This window comes from Candidatus Seongchinamella marina, from assembly GCF_026262685.1.
GTDB classification, from domain to species: Bacteria; Pseudomonadota; Gammaproteobacteria; order Pseudomonadales; family Halieaceae; genus Halioglobus; species Halioglobus marinus.
Window position 1 is genome coordinate 38,829 of sequence record NZ_SHNP01000010.1, and the last position, 16,392, is coordinate 55,220.

Consider the following 16,392-nt stretch of genomic DNA (forward strand, 5'->3'; position numbering starts at 1 on the left):
CTTATATGTATTCATGCGCCGATTCTATCAATTTGGCCGAGTTAACTTGGCAGTAGTATATGACACTACAATTTTTTCCGCAGGAATTTGGTATGCCCTTAGCAACCTCGTCAGTCACCCGAGGCGCCCGACTAGCGTTCGCAGTAGCCGTGCTGTTTAGCCTTGCTGCCTGCAGTGATAGTAGAGATCGCGTCTCCACAGACACAAGTCCCGTACGCATGAACGAAGTGCAGTACCTAGGTACGCATAATAGCTACCACCTGCGTCTGCGCGATGATCTTTTCGCCCTGCTTGCCAATTTCGATGCAGAACTTGCGCTCACTCTCGACTACGAGCACGTTCCCCTGCAGGAGCAGTTTGGGGCTCAAGGCATCCGCCAAATCGAGCTGGATGTTTTTCACGACCCCGAAGGTGGCCTGTATGCCAACCACAACGCGCTCACACTCATCGGCGAAGATGTTGCCTCGGGTATCCCTGAGCTGGATGAGCCCGGCCTCAAGGTTCTGCACGTGCAGGAGGTCGATTATGAGACTACCTGTTACACCTTCAAGTCCTGCCTGATGGAAGTGAAGCAGTGGTCAGATGCAAATCCCGGGCATCTTCCCATTACGGTGTTAGTGGAAGCCAAGGATGCTGTTATTGAGGATCCAGGTATCGGTTTTGTTATCCCTCTACCGTTTGACGCCGCTGCCTTGGACGGTATCGATGAGGAGATCCGTGCGATCTTCCCCGAGGATCGGCTGATAACGCCGGACTTCGTTCGCGGGGACGCTCAGTCGCTGGAAGCAGTCATCCTGAACGAGGGCTGGCCGCTACTGGAAGCGGTGCGTGGCCGGATAATGTTGGCGCTCGATAACGGTGGTGCCATCCGTGACCTCTATACCGAAGGGCACCCGGCGCTTGCTGGCAGGGTGATGTTTACGGATTCAGCGCCCGGCACACCGGAGGCCGCTTTTGCAAAGCGTAACGATCCAAGTGACTTTGAGGCCATTCAGGCGCTGGTCGCACAGGGATATATTGTGCGAACGCGCGCTGATGCAGATACTGTGCAGGCGCGCACTGGCGATACCACGCGCCGCGAAGAGGCACTTGAATCAGGCGCGCAGCTTGTCAGCACCGACTATCCGGTGCCGGACCCACGTTTTACGGATTACCAGGTGTCCATCCCTGGCGGATTTATCGCGCGCTGTAACCCGGTGAATGCCACCACGGAATGTGCTTCAGAAGATCTCTGAGCCCGGTTGCATTACGCTAGGCGATTTAGCACCTGGCGGCGTGGGTTCTGTCGAATTAAGTGGTTGAGGCGAGGTAAGTCCATCCTGTGGCAATCAAACAACCGCCCTTCCACGCACTCCAAATGCTCTCGCGCTGAGCACGATCTTCCTGGTTTCACTGCCATGATTTCGCAATAGCGGCTTGAAGAACCGCTTGGCAGCATTCCCATCTCGCTTAGCCTGAAGGAACACATCAACCACTTCACCATACTGGTCAAAGGCTCTCCGGAGATAATGCTGCTTGCCGTTGCTTTTGACGGAGACTTCATCGATGTAGATGGTATCGCCGTAGCCACTGTGCTTCCGTTTCAAACGGCGGGTATATATGGCGCCAAACTTGATACACCAGAGACGGATTGATTCTCTACTGACCGTGATACCTCGTTCTGCGAGTAGATCTTCGATATCTCGGTGGCTGTGGTTGAATTTATAGTAGAGCCAGACGGCATAGGAGATAATGTCGGGTGGAAATCTGTAGCGTTTGTAAATTCATCTGCCGACTCAAGCAATTTCGAGCGGTTAACTTGGCGATACCGGCGTAAAGCAGGCCCACCTATCAGCACTGCCCTATCGTTGCCGGTTAAAGTGCTCTAATCATTCGTTACTTTAACCGTCATATCAGTTCCTGAAACAGGAACATATGCCCTCAAAATCGCATAGAAGGGCTTTCCGGTAGGAATGCCATTTACGCCGCTGCCATCAGGGCTTAAGGTCACCGTGTAGCTGCCATCTCCGTTAGGCTCTGATGAGTAGGTGGTTCTGTCGTAGATGTTTTGATCATTGGGAATAAGCAGCTTGTTGTCGGCCCCGTAGACGGTAATCGAATAGTAGCCGCTCTCTTCGGCGATTCCGGGCGGCACCGTTAACGTGTAAGTCCCATCGGCGGCAAATGGCTGACCAAATTCATCGGTTAAAATAGTCCCATATCTTACCGTGTCAGCGGGCGTACCTAACTGCCCAATCATAACCGCGCCTGCCGACGTAATATAACCAACATCGCCAGATTTATTGCCAAATGCGATGTCAGGGTTAAGGTAGGGCAAGGAAGCCTTAATAATGGCCAAGCCTGAGGCTTCAATTTGAGGCGAAAAACGCTGAACATTTCGCGTCATGTCACCCCTGCCACCCTCCATCGTAATAGACGCACTCAATGCTCGAACTTCTTGCATATTGTCGATAACGACCATACGGGTAAGTGCAAGGCCCTGATCGGTCTCAAGTGTCACCACAGTAAAATCTCCGTCAGGTATATCTTGGTCTGGCCTCCTGATCAGAATGGGTTTGCTGGGGTTAACAATAACAGCAGGAACGTTGTGCTCCATGTCAAAAATAGACACCGAGAAAAATTTATCATAAGCGGGGACGGCAATAATCGCTGGCGCGTCTGAGACGCTAAACCAGTTATAGCCGTAGTCTACCGTCGCTTGAGGGGTAACAACAGTGGCATCTGTTGGGTCGACTAGACCCGTGAAATGAAACTCCCCCTTGTTATTATCCTCCAACCAAGCATTCATCATTTTGGCTTGCTCTTGGTTGGGGTACTCACGTATGTAGTCTTCCATCGTATCGCCGGCAGATGCCGTACTTGCAAGCAACATCGTTAATAACACTAGGCCAATAATTTTCATCCGCTTCTCCTTCGTTACTACTAATGATGAAGGATGTAACGATCACTGCGGTTAGTCAATAAGCAAAACTGGATTCAATGAATCAGAACCCTTGTCTAGCGCGATACATCGATACAATTCATTAGCTTAATCCGCTCAAAGGCGGTTTTCCTCATATTGCGTCGGTCCCAAGCGTTCTGCTTATCTAATGCAACGCTAACTAATCTATTTATTTCTCTCGCCCGAAGATCTGTCTCAGCGAATTTTTCAGCGCGCTCGCCCCAGGGCTTCACCACGAGCTCCAACTTAACTACTTGAGTCGGTGAGTGCGTTGGAGGCTGATCGAGATGGCTAACGCTTTGGGAGAAAGTTAACTTGTAAGTACCCTAATTTTCGTAGCCTTGTCCGACAACCTGAAATTAAATTGCCAGTATCTCCTTGAGGATTTGATCTATAAGAATAAAAAACTTACTGACTGTTGTTGATAAAAGCGTAGTATTAAACCCTGCACTGGAGTTTAGCTTTCCTGATATCAGGAACAGCGATAAGGCAGCAAACCTTAAAATCAAGTTATCTAGCGAGGCAACACATGTCTATAAAAATAGTAACGGCTGCAGTATTTACGATTGTTTTATCAGCCACAGCCTTGGCAGACGGGCACAATCAATCCGATATCCGAGAGTCGAAATCAGGCAACCCTATGATTGCGCTTCATCCCGCTTCCAACCAGGCAGCCGCGAAAGCGTATTACGAAGCAGTAGAAAAAAATGTTTTCAATGGCGCCATCCCGTTAAAGCATGCTCAATTAGCTGCTATTTCAGCGTCGGTGGCAGCTAAATGCCTCTACTGTATACCGGCCCATACCGCAATGGCTAAGGCGGCTGGTGCCACGGAGGAAGAAATTAAAACTGCAGTAGCTATAGCAGCTGATGTAGCGCTGAACAGCAGCATGCTGTACGGGAATCAATTTGATATGGACGAGTTTATGGAGATGTTCCCACAGTAATTCGGAATCTTGCGTTAGATGACATTTGAGTGGCCACTCCTGATTAAAATGCGGCAAGTGCCGTATACATGGTTTAAAAAAGTTGCCACGCGTGCGGCGAAAGCAATAACCTTGGTCGGCTTTAAGCTCCGGCCATGATTAATCGTTTCACCGTCAACCTGACGCGCATAGGGGTTGTGCGCCTACTGTGAAAAAATAAGCCATAAACTCAGGCGGGTGGGGTTTGAAAAGTTCGCACCCCTAGTCCTGCAATCGTCAACGCTGGCGTGGGCTACTGCGAGCGCCAGATTCATCAAGCGCTCCTTTTGCAGCGTTCAGTCGCTTGCGATTTCCGAAACTGAAAACTTCATCGTTTTCGCAACGAAGTCGACAACCCCGGTGGCAACATTCAACTTCCCGTCTGAGACATTATCAAAGGAGTAAAGCTTAAATACGCTGCCTTGCTTCTTGTAGATGCCTCGCAATGTTGCCGTGTTTACTTCCTCGCCATTTTGAGTCCACGCAAAACCGGTAAACTCTCCTTGGGACTGCATTCCCAGTTTATCTGTAAACTCATAGGACAAATACACTCTGCCATAGTCGCCAGCCTCGCCAGACGCAGATACTTCATACGTTTGTCCCGCATCCCGCGTGAATGTGGAGTCAATCTGAAATACCCCTTCAAACGCATTTTCGCCAAATGCCAAATCCTGTGCCTGCGATGTGATTGCTACTGTGAAAGAGAGCACTGCAATAATTAACTTAATCATCTTAATTTCCTCGCTCGTGGTCTTTTAGTTTATTGAACTACCTTTTTTCCATCACGCCTGAATTACATTGCAAACCATGGTGTAAGCATGTTCGTACTCGCGTATTTTTGCGAATTTTTTCAGGTGTTTTTGTGCCCATTTTGAGCTTCTAGCATCGATAAATGCACCCAGCCTCTCAGGCGTGGGAGCCTGAATAGAAGCCATGACTTTGCCAGCATGTTCGCCGGTATCTATCCCATAAGCTACCATCGCTACATCTTCAAAACCGTTTTCCACTGCTGCTGCTTTAAACGCATTAAGCTCGCTCACATATTCTGCGGGACTGTCAGTGTCGACGATGATATTCCAGTTTGCAAAAGACTGCCCGATCTCGAAATTTGGCTCAGTTGGATTCATAATAGTGTAGCTGTCGACAAGGCGCACTGTTCGCTCTGTCTGCAATTTTCCGATCTCACTTATGACAGTTGCGTTAGTCATGGGCGCTGTCGCACTGGCAAAACCGACTTCTGCGCTTGGAAATAAATAGTATAAAAATAGATCGCCCGGCTGCTCAAACCCAGCCGTCGGTATACAAACGCCAGCAGTTGTTGAACTGATGGCTTCGCCAATAGCTGGGCCGCTTTTGCCTGCCCAATCTACATAAGCCGCCGGATTCTGGGCGTTGACTGTAAATACAGACATTGAGGGTGCGGCGCTCAACGACACAGGTAACGACATAAGGATTGCTGTAATTATATTTTTCATTGTTACGGTTACTCCTGAAAGTTTGTGTTGACTAACGACTAGGGCCACCTTTTCAAAATACAATTATTACTGCGGCGGCAGCCTAGTATGAAGACCTTCATTTTCACTTTCATGTTAAGCGAATGAACTGCCCACAAAAATCAGTTTAAAACGGTTGTAATGAATATAGCTATTAATTTCTGAGCGCTTGCCGTCAGACCCTATGGTGCCAACTCGGTCTTTTTTTTAAGAGACACTTTTTTGATAAGACCCTACCTAGACGTCTCCACATCAGGATCGGCAGGGACATTGATAAACTCGGGCTACGTAAGTGCTCAATTCTCGGTGCGAGTTCGGTTTTCGATTGCAAATTGCACTTTATACTTATCGTTGCGCAGACCAAGGCTGACTCAGAAAACGTTCTGCCAAATTGAGTGATTGAGGCGAGGTAAGTCCATCCTGTGGCAATCAAGCAACCGCCCTTTCCCACTCTACGAAAGCTCTCGCGCTGAGCACCAAAAAATCGCTGTCCCTGCATGCCCGACTTGAACTTGCGCATACCTCTTTGGCTGATCCTGGTCGCCTCGTGCGATTGCTCTGCCCGATTATTCTCATACTGCTGCGTACTCTCGTTTAGAATTAAGACAGCAGAAATGACAAGCCAAACACGATGAACAGAGGGTTGATATCAATCAGCGCCAACTGCCTCTAAAATTCTGCAAAACCCCTTTTTACTGATACGTAGAAGTCTTCGTGGACGGACACGGGCACTTCCGGCCTACGTCAGCCTCAAGGGGCAAGATATTCACTTTCCCTTCCGCGCACACGACTGATACGCAGGCACTGCGAGGCTTCCAACGATAGACGACGGCGCATTTACTGACGAAAATTTGCGAGCTTTGTCCAATTTTGAGAACCAGTTGGCAACCATTATTTGTTTTTCGTTGCAATATATGAAAATATCGAATCAATGTTTTAATATTGCGTTCATAGCAGTTGCACCGTCGAAGCGGCTAAAGCCCTGAGGGGGATCGAGGAGAATTAAAGGTAGGATCGTCTGGAGACTAATGCTAGCAATCTAATGATGACCAGACCTCCTAGTGTAGGCTACGTCAACCAAGGCTGGACCAGCCTCCGCACCTCCGGCAACGCAATTTATGACAAAAAGAATGGGCTTTTTTCGCCCAAGGTAGGACGGCAGCAGGGCTTTACTTTGATAGAGCTGATGGCCGTCATCGTAGTGCTGATTGTTATGTTAACGGCCGCTGTGCCAGAGTATCAGAGCCTGACTCTCAATGATTGATTGCTCGGCGAATCTTATTCTTTGCATGCCGCACTCAGTAATGCCCGGTCTGAGGTCATGACCAGGCGCGCTACGAAGCAATGAAGCAGACACGCTCTGTATTTGATCTACAGGGTTGTAACGAGCACGGAAGTAAAATTACGCGGACTAGGAGGGTATTACTCATTTCGGTAAGGAAAAGTGATGAAATTTGGCAAATTTATGTTTTTCAGCATTGGTGCATTCATATCATTGACCGCCAATGCGGAGACCATTGTTGACGTTCCCAACAAAATAGAGGCGCTAGGACTGGGAATTTATGCGCCCCTAGACGGCGGTAATGGGAAAATTGAGGGAAGCGAAAAAGAGGGGGATAAACGCGGCGGCAATGGTGCGATCGTCATGTCCCTAAAGAAATGCACTACGGGAGAAGATAATCGCTGCCAACGTTCACGGTCTGCGGTTGCCTATGATATTGGCGATCTAAAAAAGACTGAGCTGAGTGGTCTAGGAATCATCAGCTACGATTACTATACGGATGACTTGCAAGGCAAAGACACTGCATTCAAATTCTACTGCAACAACAACACATTGATTACCGCGAACCATGATGCGCAAGTAACCGGCAACTGGACAACTCGGACGGTGGACCTTGCTACAGCCACCTTCTACCGGTCAATTAAAAATGCAGACGGTATTTACGAACCCAGAACTCAGACGCTTGCTGAGTGGGCAGGCGACAAAGATTGGTGCTCGGGCATCTTTAAAGTTACTGCGATGCAAATAGGCGCGGGTGACAAAGAAGGCATCGGGGCAGATGCGCAAGTATACCTCGATTACCTCGATTTTGGCGGCGCAGTGGTCCTCGTTGGAAACAGCGTCCAGCCGGGCGAGGTTTATAATTTTGAATACCCAGCGGTCGAGTCACCGCCAACCGTAGAGACCATCATCGTTGACTCAGCAGATAAGGGGTGGGCGATAGCCGGTTGGTCGAAGCCCCTACCGCGCCCCATAGTCGGCATTGCAGACAAAAATGGCGGCGCCACCTCACTAGATTTAAGCCTCGATGGCGGGATCGAAGGGGGCCAAGTGGCGGTTACATTAACGCCAGAAAAGTTCCCCGATGGTATTCAGGTTTTAGGTGACCTAAAAAGTCTGAGTTGGTTTGCTCATCACGATCGCGAATTTGGCTATCCAAAAGTCTCGGTCGTCATAAACTGTCCGACAGACGGCGCTTGTGGAGCAAGTGGCCAAGAAAATATCTATTTTGCACCGCGCAACCAAGGTCTTGTGGAAAATGTTTGGGGCAAGGTTGAGGTGGACTTCGATGGCAGCATATTTCGTAATAATGGTGGGCTTGGTAATGGGGATCCCGTAGACCTCACCCTTGACCAATGGATTAGGGAATACCCCAATGCCGAGATTCGTCGCATCCAGTGGACCTATGGCTCGAAGGGCAGCGCCACTCCCTCTGAGGGCATTGTCTCTTATATTGACCACCTCGAGATTAACAGCACGACCTACGACTTTGCCTTTGAGCTTACAAAGGCGCCACAAAGCCCCTCGAACCTGAAAGCGACCCCGGGCGATGAGTCGGTGAGCGTTGCCTTTACGCCCGGTGCGGATAATGGCGCTGCGATAACGGACTATGAATGTCGATTGGACATCGTCGGTGGTGCTAGAGGCGATGACTATTTTTCTTGCGGCGCGGCCGTTTCACCCTCTATTTCTGAGCCGGAGAAGATTGAGCTCGACGGCTTAGACAACGGCATTGACTATAACTTGCGCCTGCGCTCGGTGAACAATCAGGGGACCAAGAGTGGCAAAAGTGAGGTCATGTTTGCGCCCAGGGCGCCCGCGACTTCGGATGATGTCACCGTTAATTCCCCAGACCAGGGATTTTATCTCTCTGGGTGGACCTCGAGTTACGCACAAGATAGAGATCCCGCGGGGGGCGAGTACGAAGCGCCGGGAACGGCGAGCCTCAACGCCGGCCTTGCAGGAGAGGGTGGCGATCGTTGGGGATTAATGATCAAGCCTGAGAGTATTTCTGAGCGCAAGGTTACCCGCCTGTATGACTTAACGAGTCTGAGCTTTCGTTACCAAACCGATGACGTACGCAATTACCCACGGCTTGGTATAAGGCTGGTAGGCAATGGAGATTTAGGCAATGGACTGGTTGAAGAGGACGTTATTCAGTTGGACGTAGCCATGGATAAAGCGCCTCAAACTACGCCAGGGACCTGGAACACGTTCACAGTGGATTTTGACAAGACGCTATTCCGCCGCGCAAGTGATGGCTGGCTTTTAACGTTGCAGGAATGGATTGATAAAAAAGGTAACAGGGAGATTTTTCTCTTTCGCTGGCAAACGGGTAATGGAAATGGGCAAATTGCGACGACACAAGAAACGTACATCGATTTTATTGAAATCAATGGTTTAACGCATAACTTTGAGGTAGCAAAGCTTGAGGTACGGCCTGATGCGCCAACGATTACCGGAATTACCCCCGGGGACGGCAGTGCGGTGGTGAGCTTTACTGCGGGAGCTGACAACGGTACAACGATTAACCGATACCAGTATCAAGTTAATAAAGAGGGATGGGTAAAGTCTACAAATGGGACTGCTTCACCTATTACCATCACGGGCCTGACAAATGGCGTAACAGTCGATATAAAAATTAGGGCCTTTGCTTCGGTGGACTCTCCACCAAATGTGGCGTCATTGCCAAGTAATACGGTCTCGGTGACGCCAGCGGGTCTGCCGTTGCCGCCATTGGCCTTAAGCGCTTCAGGCGGTGATCAGCTTGCGGTGGTGGATTTCAATGCTGCGGGAACGGCTAACGGCGCGGAGATCTCGAACTATCAGGTTAGCGTTAATGGCGCCGGCTATGTGGCGCTTAGCCCTGCCCAAACGTCGAGCCCAGTGACGGTTACAGGCCTGACTAATGGCCAAACCAGTACACTCAGCTTGAAAACAGTCACGAGTGTGGGTGCAAGCGCCGCTTCTGCTGCAGTCAGTGTGGCGCTCTCACCTCCTTCATCTGGAGGCGGTTCGCCTGAAACTGAGGCGACAGTCCCTGACGCTCCCGTTATTGGCACCATCACTACGACCAGCGATGATGGGTCCGCGACGATTGCGTTTACTGCGGGTTCCAGTAATGGTGCCGACATTTCTAATTATCAGTATCGGCTCAATGGTGGAGATTGGGTGGCGCGCGCACCCGCATCAGCCGCTAGTCCGCTCACCCTTGAAGGGCTTGAAATTGGGTCGGCCTATGAGGTTTCTCTTCGTGCGGTCAATACGAAGGGAGCAGGAGCTAGTTCCGAAGCAGGGTCGTTCAGTTTGCCTCAACAGTCTATATTTATCGAGGCGCAAGAAGGCAACCTCACGTTGGCAATCGAAACGGTGGCTGGAAGCACCTGCTCGATAGACCCTGACAATCTCGGGCTAACAAGTGCCCCCGCGATAGAGGATAATGTCGAGCTAGCTTACCCCAATATGCTAGATTTCTCGCTAATAAGGTGTGCTACCGGTGAATCAGTCGACGTCAGTATTACTTTGAGCGAAGACCCCCCAGCTGGGAGTGTCCCGTACAAATACACAGACGGTCAGTGGAGTGTCATTGAGGGCGCTACACTGGCGGACAGAGTGATACGTTATACGCTGGTAGACGGTGGTCCGCTCGACAGTTCAAGTATTGCCGGGCAGATTGACGATCCGGCAACGGTCGCTGTGCCTTCCGGCAAGCCAGAGGCGCCTAAAAATCTGAGTGCAACGGCAGGAAACGGTGAAGCCACGGTATCATTTACCCCGGGAGGTGATAGTGGGTTCGACTTGAATAATTATTTGTATAGTGTCGATGGCGTGAATTATGTGCCGCTTGACCCTGCCGACACGACCACTCCAATTACGATTCCTAATTTGACTAATGGTGAGGGGGTCAGCATTACCTTGAAGGCGCGCAACAGCGAAGGGGATAGTCCTCCCTCCGACCCAGTAGTGGTCGTGCCCGCCGCACCCATCGTGCCGGCGGCACCCGTGCCGTTACCGTTGTGGTTGTTCGCTATGCTGACCGGCCTACTCGGTTGGTTAGGTTGCCGACGCCTCAAATTGGTTTAAACCATCAGAGGCAGGGTTCACCATTTGGCCCAAACTGATCAGATAGACCCCGTTAATTTAGCGGGGTTTATTTTTGCACGAAAACTCGGGCCGCAGATAATAAGTTACGGCCACTTGGCCTCGATTGTCCATAAAGAAACTATTACCCACTCTCAAGTTACTGCCCTACTCTGTCCACTGAACGCGCTCATCCTAAGGTTCCGAGAGTGTTCAGCCCTGACGAGGTTCTCCTGAGATTGAACAAGAGGACTTCTCTACCCAATTGTTGGCTTACTAATACAATATATAAGATGTTTCAGGGACCAGATTACGATGGCCGGCTAGTTAAACTCGCAATTCATAGGTTGAATCTATCGTACAACCAGACGGCATAAGAAATGATATCAGAAGGGGATCGGTGGAGGCTGTAAGTACTCATCAGGCGATTCTAGAAATTTCGACCCGTTAACTTGTCGATACCTAGCCTGGCGCTACCTGCCACCCGTTACGTAAAGGCACTGGCCGGTAATCCAGCTCGCGGCCGGCGATGCCATAAAAACCACAGCGGCACCGATGTCCTCCACCTTGCCAAAGCGTTGCAGAGGTATGCCCATATTTTTTTCCATCTCGGGCACCTCCTCTTCGCTTATGCCGGTAGACTCGTGGAAATTTTGCGTAGGCACGGGACCAGGCGCCACGGCATTTACCCGAATCTTGGGTGCCAACTCTACCGAAAGCGTCTCAGTGAGACTGTTCGTGGCCGCCTTGGCCGCGGCGTAAGGCCCATTTTTTTTCTGCGGGCCGAAGGCAGTTCTCGATGAGATGTTGATAATCACGCCACCGGCCTCATCCATACACTTTGCGGCAGCCGTCGAACCAGCCCAGACGGATTTCAAATTCAGATCTATCTGGGCGTCCCAGCGATCTTCGGGAGTACGGGTAAGGTAACGCGGTGTAGCATCGGGCAGGCCACCGGCATTGTTAATCCAGATAGTTGGCGTGCCGAGAAAGGCGGCAACCCGATCCCCCAGTGCATCGAGCTGCCCTGTAACAGTCACATCGGTCGGCACAGCGAAGCCCTTACGGCCGCGTTTCTCAATCTCACGCACAACATCTTTGAGATCATCTATGTTGCGCGAAGCTACGGCAACATCGGCACCGGCCTCGGCTAGGCAGAGCGCTATTCCACGGCCAATACCCTTACCACCGCCAGTTACCACTGCAACTTGCCCATCCAGGCGAAATGAATCAATAATAGCCATAAGCTGCTTACCCAATTTGATCGGCCATTAGTATGCAACAAAAAGGTACTGACAAGTTAACTCTAGGTCACGGGCTGGCCCGATGACCACAATACCCTGCAGCAAAAGCTGATAAGTACTGCAATGGTGAGTGACTATCGCAATTCGCGTCTATAGACTGCTTCGCCGCAAGCATCAAAACGCATTTTGGAGAATACATGGGAAAGTGGATAGCCAGGATTTTGGTAGTGATCGCCGTGGGCGCGGCTTTGCTATATGCCTCTGCAGACAAAGACACGCGTCGGCTTCTTGCCAACATACCTTTAGACAGGGACGCTCTATTCTGGTCGATACCGCAACGCGACGCTGCCTTCCGCGCCATGGACTGGCTACCCATTCTCGCAGAGGCAAGAGTTATTGCGGCCGGTGATAACACATACGCCCTGCTCCAGGGCAGTCCTATTGCAATCGATACCAACATTGAACGATATATGGCAGAGCAACGGACTGCGGGGCTGATCATCATTCAGGACGGCAAAGTAAGACTGGAACGATACGGGCTGGAGTTTGACGCCACTGGGAAATGGACAAGCTTTTCGGTAGCCAAGTCATTTACATCAACGATGGTAGGCGCCGCGATTAAAGACGGCTTTATCAAAAGCATAGATGACAAAGTCTCTGACTACATTCCGAACCTTAAGGGTTCTGCTTACGACGACGTTTCCATCGAACATCTTTTAACGATGACATCAGGAGTAAAATGGAGCGAGGACTATGAAGATCCAAATAGCGACGTTGCCCTGTTCAATGAACACGAGCCAGAACCCGGCATAGACGCTACTGTCAGCTATATGCGCACTCTTTCGAGAGAGGCACCCGCTGGAAGTAAGTGGGCATATAAAACTGGCGAAACCAATTTGATCGGCGTTCTTGTGAGCGCAGCCACAGGGAAAAATCTTGCTGATTACCTGTCGGAAAAAGTATGGGCACCTTTTGGCATGGAAAAGGATGGAAGCTGGTTGTTAGGAGCAACAGGCCACGAAATCAGCGGCTGCTGCATACAGGCTTCCACCAGGGACTTTGCACGTTTCGGTTTGTTTATCTTGGGAGGCGCGAAAATAGACGGAGAAACAATTCTTCCCCCGGGCTGGATAGAAAGCGCCACAACAAAACGGGCTGAAATCGACTTTCCGGGCAGAGGCTATGGCTACCAGTGGTGGACAAACGACGATGGCAGCTTTTCTGCACAGGGTATATTCGGCCAGGGCATTTATATCGACCCGAAGCGCAACCTGGTGATTGCCTCTAACAGTAACTGGCCGCGAGCCACCCACTTTGAAACGGTGGGCGTTCAACGGGAGAATTTTTACAGGGCAGTTCAGGCAGCAGTAGATGCCGAATAAGGCCAACGTAGGCCGTTAGATGAGTAGCGACAAGCTAACTTCTTGAGGCCAAAGAAACCCAGCACCTGGCCTCACGCAACCGCCCTACTCCATGCATTCAACGCACCATTCCTGAGACTTCGATAATGCTCAGCTCGTGCAAGACACCTTCCCAGATTAAACAGATGGGGAACAGTACTGTGTACCGAGGAATCTCCGTGCTTGCTTCAATGGTTTGATATTCGAGTTGTTGGACCACCGCATCCCTGACTCCCTGACGCTGGGCGCAGCCTACTTGCTATCGCGTCGTTATAGGCCGTTCGCAATAGTAAAATAGACGCGCTGTTCGATTCCCAGGGCATGGTGATCAGGCGCCCGCAGGGTTATTCTCAGGTAATGCTGCCCGGGCCCGATATCATCAGGCAGAGGGAACTGGACCTCCGGCAAATAATCAGTGAGGTGCTCTGCTGAATCATCTTCCGTGTTCAGGTATATGTGGTAGTGACCGCTGTCTACAGCACCGTGGTCACCGCCATCCGCAGCACTGTCGACACCATTATCGTGGCCGCCATGGCTATTGTGCGGCAGCGGCGGTACCAGCGTGAAGTTGCTCATTTCCAGCTTCACTGTGATGGCACTGCCTGCTGTAAAGGTTTGGTCTTGCTCAGGTGTTACGATAGCAAATCCCGGCTGGAATCTAGCGACCTGACCAGCATAGTCTCCTGCCTTGATCCCGAGCAGAATGAACATTTCATCGTCGCTGGTAACCCCCGGAGATATCGGGCAGGCATCGCAGAATCCGTTATTTGCTCCAGGGGAGCTATCGCAACTTGCGTGGTCCTCAGAGCCATCGCAGCTAGCACCGATATTGCCTTTTGTGCAGGCAGTTGGGCGACAGAAACTACGGCTGGGCTTGACGCTTAGTCGTGTCACCGTGTCCAGATTAGCGGTACCGTCCGGATTGACGCCGTTATTGTAAACAGCGCAGTAAACGAGCGTTCGGCTATCAACGTTTGCGTCATTGAATTCCCACGGCGGGTCGAAATTCATTTCCAGCGGTTCGTCATAATTCTTGCTCACGTAAAAGGGGTCGTCTTCCTGCCCCTTAAGTGCCATGGTAAACAGCTCTCCACGCTTGTGCGTGTGCGAAGATAGCATCAGCAGAGCATCTCCCTGTTCCAGGGTGTATTCGCGACAGACTTCTTTTTTGGTGAACGGAGCGGTTCCGGTGCCGGCGTAGATATGGGGAGAAAAGGTGATCCTCTCCGACTCGTAGCGTTTGTCATTCGCAAAGCTCAGGTTGCGCCATACATTGTGCATAGCGTCTTCAGTGGTCAGGTTGAAAGCGTGCGAGTTCCAGTAAAAAATGCCGTGAGTGGGAATTTCTTCATAGAAGCCCTCGATCTCCGAGCCTCCCTGCACGGAAAACTGATTGATTTGTGAAACCGTGTCCAATAAGCCGGTGCCGGGGCCATAGCCCCTGCAGGCGATGGAGTCCTTTAATTCACTGCGGCAGCGGCCGTTATCGCCACAGCTATTCCGATCGGTGGGTTCGCAAACCTGGCCGCTAATGTCACCTCCGGCGCAACTCCAGGTGCCAAAACTTTCATCGTGTATGAGTTCCAGAGGAACAGCCGAATAAAGCAGGACATTGTGGTGGGTGAAGGGATCCTCGCGCACTTCAGAGCCCTGCACATAGAATACTTCACGAGCAGCATCCATGTACTTATTGGGGATATCGTCCCTGAAGTCCTCGTAGACGGCGAAGCAGAGTTCACGCTCTTCCTCCGCCGGTACTTTGTGGGCAGGCATACGAAACTGGACCCCTTCGTCGGTTGCAGGTGGATCCAGTGGAATGACGTTTACCGCGTCGGGCTCGGGAAGGCAGACGCCCAACAGTCGCTCAATTTCGTCTTCGCCTCGGCCGAGGGTGTCTCCTACGGAGCCGCTTTCAGGCGCCCCCGCCTCTATCCAGAGGCGCATTGCTTCCAGCTGTCCGGAAGAAACAGGCTCACCCCCGCTAGGCATAGGGCTGCCTGCAATATCATAGCTTCCCGGTTGTGTTTTGGCTGCGAGCTTCTGGTAAAGGAAACTGTCTGATGGCTTTCTCGGAGCGACCCGCAAGTCCTCACTGCCGGCAGAGACAACGTCCACCAGATTGGCATAGGAGTTCTCCGGGCTAAGGTCCAATTCTCCAGCTGCATTCTGTGCACTGTGGCACAGAGAGCTTGCACAGCCATGCTGTGCAAATACAGTGGCCTGAATGGCTTCATAGGTGCTGTCGTAGGCTGGACAGAATGCGTCCGAGTTGAACTCACCTGAGACAACCGCCTCCAGTCCATGAATTGTCCAGGCGTTGCTGCCGTGGTTGTGCAGGTGTATTTCAATACTGTCTCGCTGGGCGACTTCGAACTCCAGTTCAATATCTTCGCGATAGATGGCTCCCTCTGAGGGGATGGCGATTTCCTGTTCCCACACGATCACGCCGCCTACGGACAATGCCGCGTGAGCCGAGCTGTTCTCGCGGTACACCAGATCGCCGTGACTCAGTGCAAACTCAAGGCGACTCCCGGCGGGAATATTCAGCAAGCTCTCCTGCGTCAGCGAGAGGTAATTGCAAACATCAGTGCGCACTTCAATTTCATCATCTTCGATGAGCCAGCCTTCATCCCGATCGCACTCGATATCCTGCGGTCGATGATCAGCGAAGACATCTCTAGTCCGGCTCTGATAATCCCAGGCTGCGGCTTCCACCAACGAGATTCGCGTCTGCACAGGCGGGACGGTCGTCACACTGACTTCAGGCTCGCTTAATATGCTTCGAGAAGCGTCGTGACCGCCGCTACAAGCAACAAGAAACAGCAGAAAAAAAACTGGCAAAAGCAAATTTCTAGCGTGGTTCAAGATATCAGCCTCCTGGCGAGACGTTAATCACAATGGCTACTATATCGCTTTATTTGAATGCGAGGAAATACGCAGCAGTTAAGCCATAACGGCAACTTAACTCGTCCAGACTCAAAGAGCGCT

10 protein-coding genes and 2 pseudogenes are annotated in these 16,392 nt (G+C 51.1%); 5 read left to right on the forward strand and 7 right to left on the reverse strand.

Features of this window, described 5'->3' with window-relative positions; genetic code table 11:
• The first annotated feature begins 92 nt into the window (after nt 1-92).
• Nucleotides 93-1,235, forward strand: coding sequence for a phosphatidylinositol-specific phospholipase C1-like protein (locus tag EYC87_RS18815; RefSeq protein WP_279254260.1), 1,143 nt, complete (start codon nt 93-95; stop codon nt 1,233-1,235).
• 96 nt (nt 1,236-1,331) lie between these two features.
• On the opposite strand, the pseudogene EYC87_RS18820 reads toward EYC87_RS18815, so the two are convergent.
• Both EYC87_RS18820 and EYC87_RS18825 read right to left on the reverse strand, forming a co-directional pair.
• A pseudogene (locus EYC87_RS18820) lies at nt 1,332-1,763 on the reverse strand (IS6 family transposase); the annotation flags it as partial.
• A 101-nt stretch (nt 1,764-1,864) separates the two neighbouring features.
• Nucleotides 1,865-2,902 (reverse strand): DUF1214 domain-containing protein, encoded by a 1,038-nt coding sequence (locus EYC87_RS18825; RefSeq protein ID WP_007228900.1) that lies wholly within the window; start codon nt 2,900-2,902, stop codon nt 1,865-1,867.
• Between the two features lie 568 nt (nt 2,903-3,470).
• On the opposite strand from EYC87_RS18825, the gene EYC87_RS18830 reads away from it, so the two are divergent.
• Entirely contained in the window at nt 3,471-3,887 is a 417-nt protein-coding gene (locus tag EYC87_RS18830) for a carboxymuconolactone decarboxylase family protein (protein WP_050756485.1), read from the forward strand.
• A 314-nt stretch (nt 3,888-4,201) separates the two neighbouring features.
• On the opposite strand, the gene EYC87_RS18835 is transcribed toward EYC87_RS18830, so the two are convergent.
• The 3 genes and pseudogenes from EYC87_RS18835 to EYC87_RS19545 all read right to left on the reverse strand — a co-directional run.
• Complete coding sequence (locus EYC87_RS18835) at nt 4,202-4,636, reverse strand: hypothetical protein (protein WP_007228734.1); 435 nt, start codon at nt 4,634-4,636, stop codon at nt 4,202-4,204.
• A 51-nt stretch (nt 4,637-4,687) separates the two neighbouring features.
• On the reverse strand, nt 4,688-5,443 hold the full coding sequence (locus tag EYC87_RS18840) for a hypothetical protein (protein ID WP_279254261.1): 756 nt from the start codon (nt 5,441-5,443) through the stop codon (nt 4,688-4,690).
• A 427-nt stretch (nt 5,444-5,870) separates the two neighbouring features.
• Nucleotides 5,871-5,984 (reverse strand): annotated as a pseudogene (locus EYC87_RS19545) (IS6 family transposase); the annotation flags it as partial.
• Nucleotides 5,985-6,443: 459 nt separating this feature from the next.
• Here EYC87_RS19545 and EYC87_RS18845 point away from each other — a divergent pair.
• Both EYC87_RS18845 and EYC87_RS18850 read left to right on the forward strand, forming a co-directional pair.
• Nucleotides 6,444-6,662, forward strand: coding sequence for a pilus assembly FimT family protein (locus EYC87_RS18845; protein ID WP_279254262.1), 219 nt, complete (start codon nt 6,444-6,446; stop codon nt 6,660-6,662).
• Nucleotides 6,663-6,845: 183 nt separating this feature from the next.
• Nucleotides 6,846-10,763, forward strand: coding sequence for a fibronectin type III domain-containing protein (locus EYC87_RS18850; RefSeq protein ID WP_279254263.1), 3,918 nt, complete (start codon nt 6,846-6,848; stop codon nt 10,761-10,763).
• A gap of 470 nt (nt 10,764-11,233) precedes the next feature.
• On the opposite strand, the gene EYC87_RS18855 is transcribed toward EYC87_RS18850, so the two are convergent.
• Nucleotides 11,234-12,004, reverse strand: coding sequence for an SDR family NAD(P)-dependent oxidoreductase (locus EYC87_RS18855; RefSeq protein ID WP_279254264.1), 771 nt, complete (start codon nt 12,002-12,004; stop codon nt 11,234-11,236).
• Nucleotides 12,005-12,201: 197 nt separating this feature from the next.
• On the opposite strand from EYC87_RS18855, the gene EYC87_RS18860 reads away from it, so the two are divergent.
• A complete protein-coding gene (locus EYC87_RS18860; RefSeq protein ID WP_279254265.1) occupies nt 12,202-13,386 on the forward strand; it encodes a serine hydrolase domain-containing protein in 1,185 nt (394 codons plus the stop codon).
• A gap of 288 nt (nt 13,387-13,674) precedes the next feature.
• Here EYC87_RS18860 and EYC87_RS18865 read toward each other — a convergent pair whose 3' ends face one another.
• A complete protein-coding gene (locus tag EYC87_RS18865; RefSeq protein WP_279254266.1) occupies nt 13,675-16,269 on the reverse strand; it encodes a hypothetical protein in 2,595 nt (864 codons plus the stop codon).
• Nucleotides 16,270-16,392 lie beyond the last annotated feature (123 nt).

Bases quoted from the DNA above. Each gene is read 5' to 3' on its own strand.
- EYC87_RS18815 (WP_279254260.1), top strand. From the start codon at position 93: ATGCCCTTAGCAACCTCGTCAGTCACCCGAGGCGCCCGACTAGCGTTC.
- EYC87_RS18825 (WP_007228900.1), bottom strand. From the start codon at position 2,902: ATGAAAATTATTGGCCTAGTGTTATTAACGATGTTGCTTGCAAGTACG.
- EYC87_RS18830 (WP_050756485.1), top strand. From the start codon at position 3,471: ATGTCTATAAAAATAGTAACGGCTGCAGTATTTACGATTGTTTTATCA.
- EYC87_RS18835 (WP_007228734.1), bottom strand. From the start codon at position 4,636: ATGATTAAGTTAATTATTGCAGTGCTCTCTTTCACAGTAGCAATCACA.
- EYC87_RS18845 (WP_279254262.1), top strand. From the start codon at position 6,444: ATGACCAGACCTCCTAGTGTAGGCTACGTCAACCAAGGCTGGACCAGC.
- EYC87_RS18850 (WP_279254263.1), top strand. From the start codon at position 6,846: ATGAAATTTGGCAAATTTATGTTTTTCAGCATTGGTGCATTCATATCA.
- EYC87_RS18855 (WP_279254264.1), bottom strand. From the start codon at position 12,004: ATGGCTATTATTGATTCATTTCGCCTGGATGGGCAAGTTGCAGTGGTA.
- EYC87_RS18860 (WP_279254265.1), top strand. From the start codon at position 12,202: ATGGGAAAGTGGATAGCCAGGATTTTGGTAGTGATCGCCGTGGGCGCG.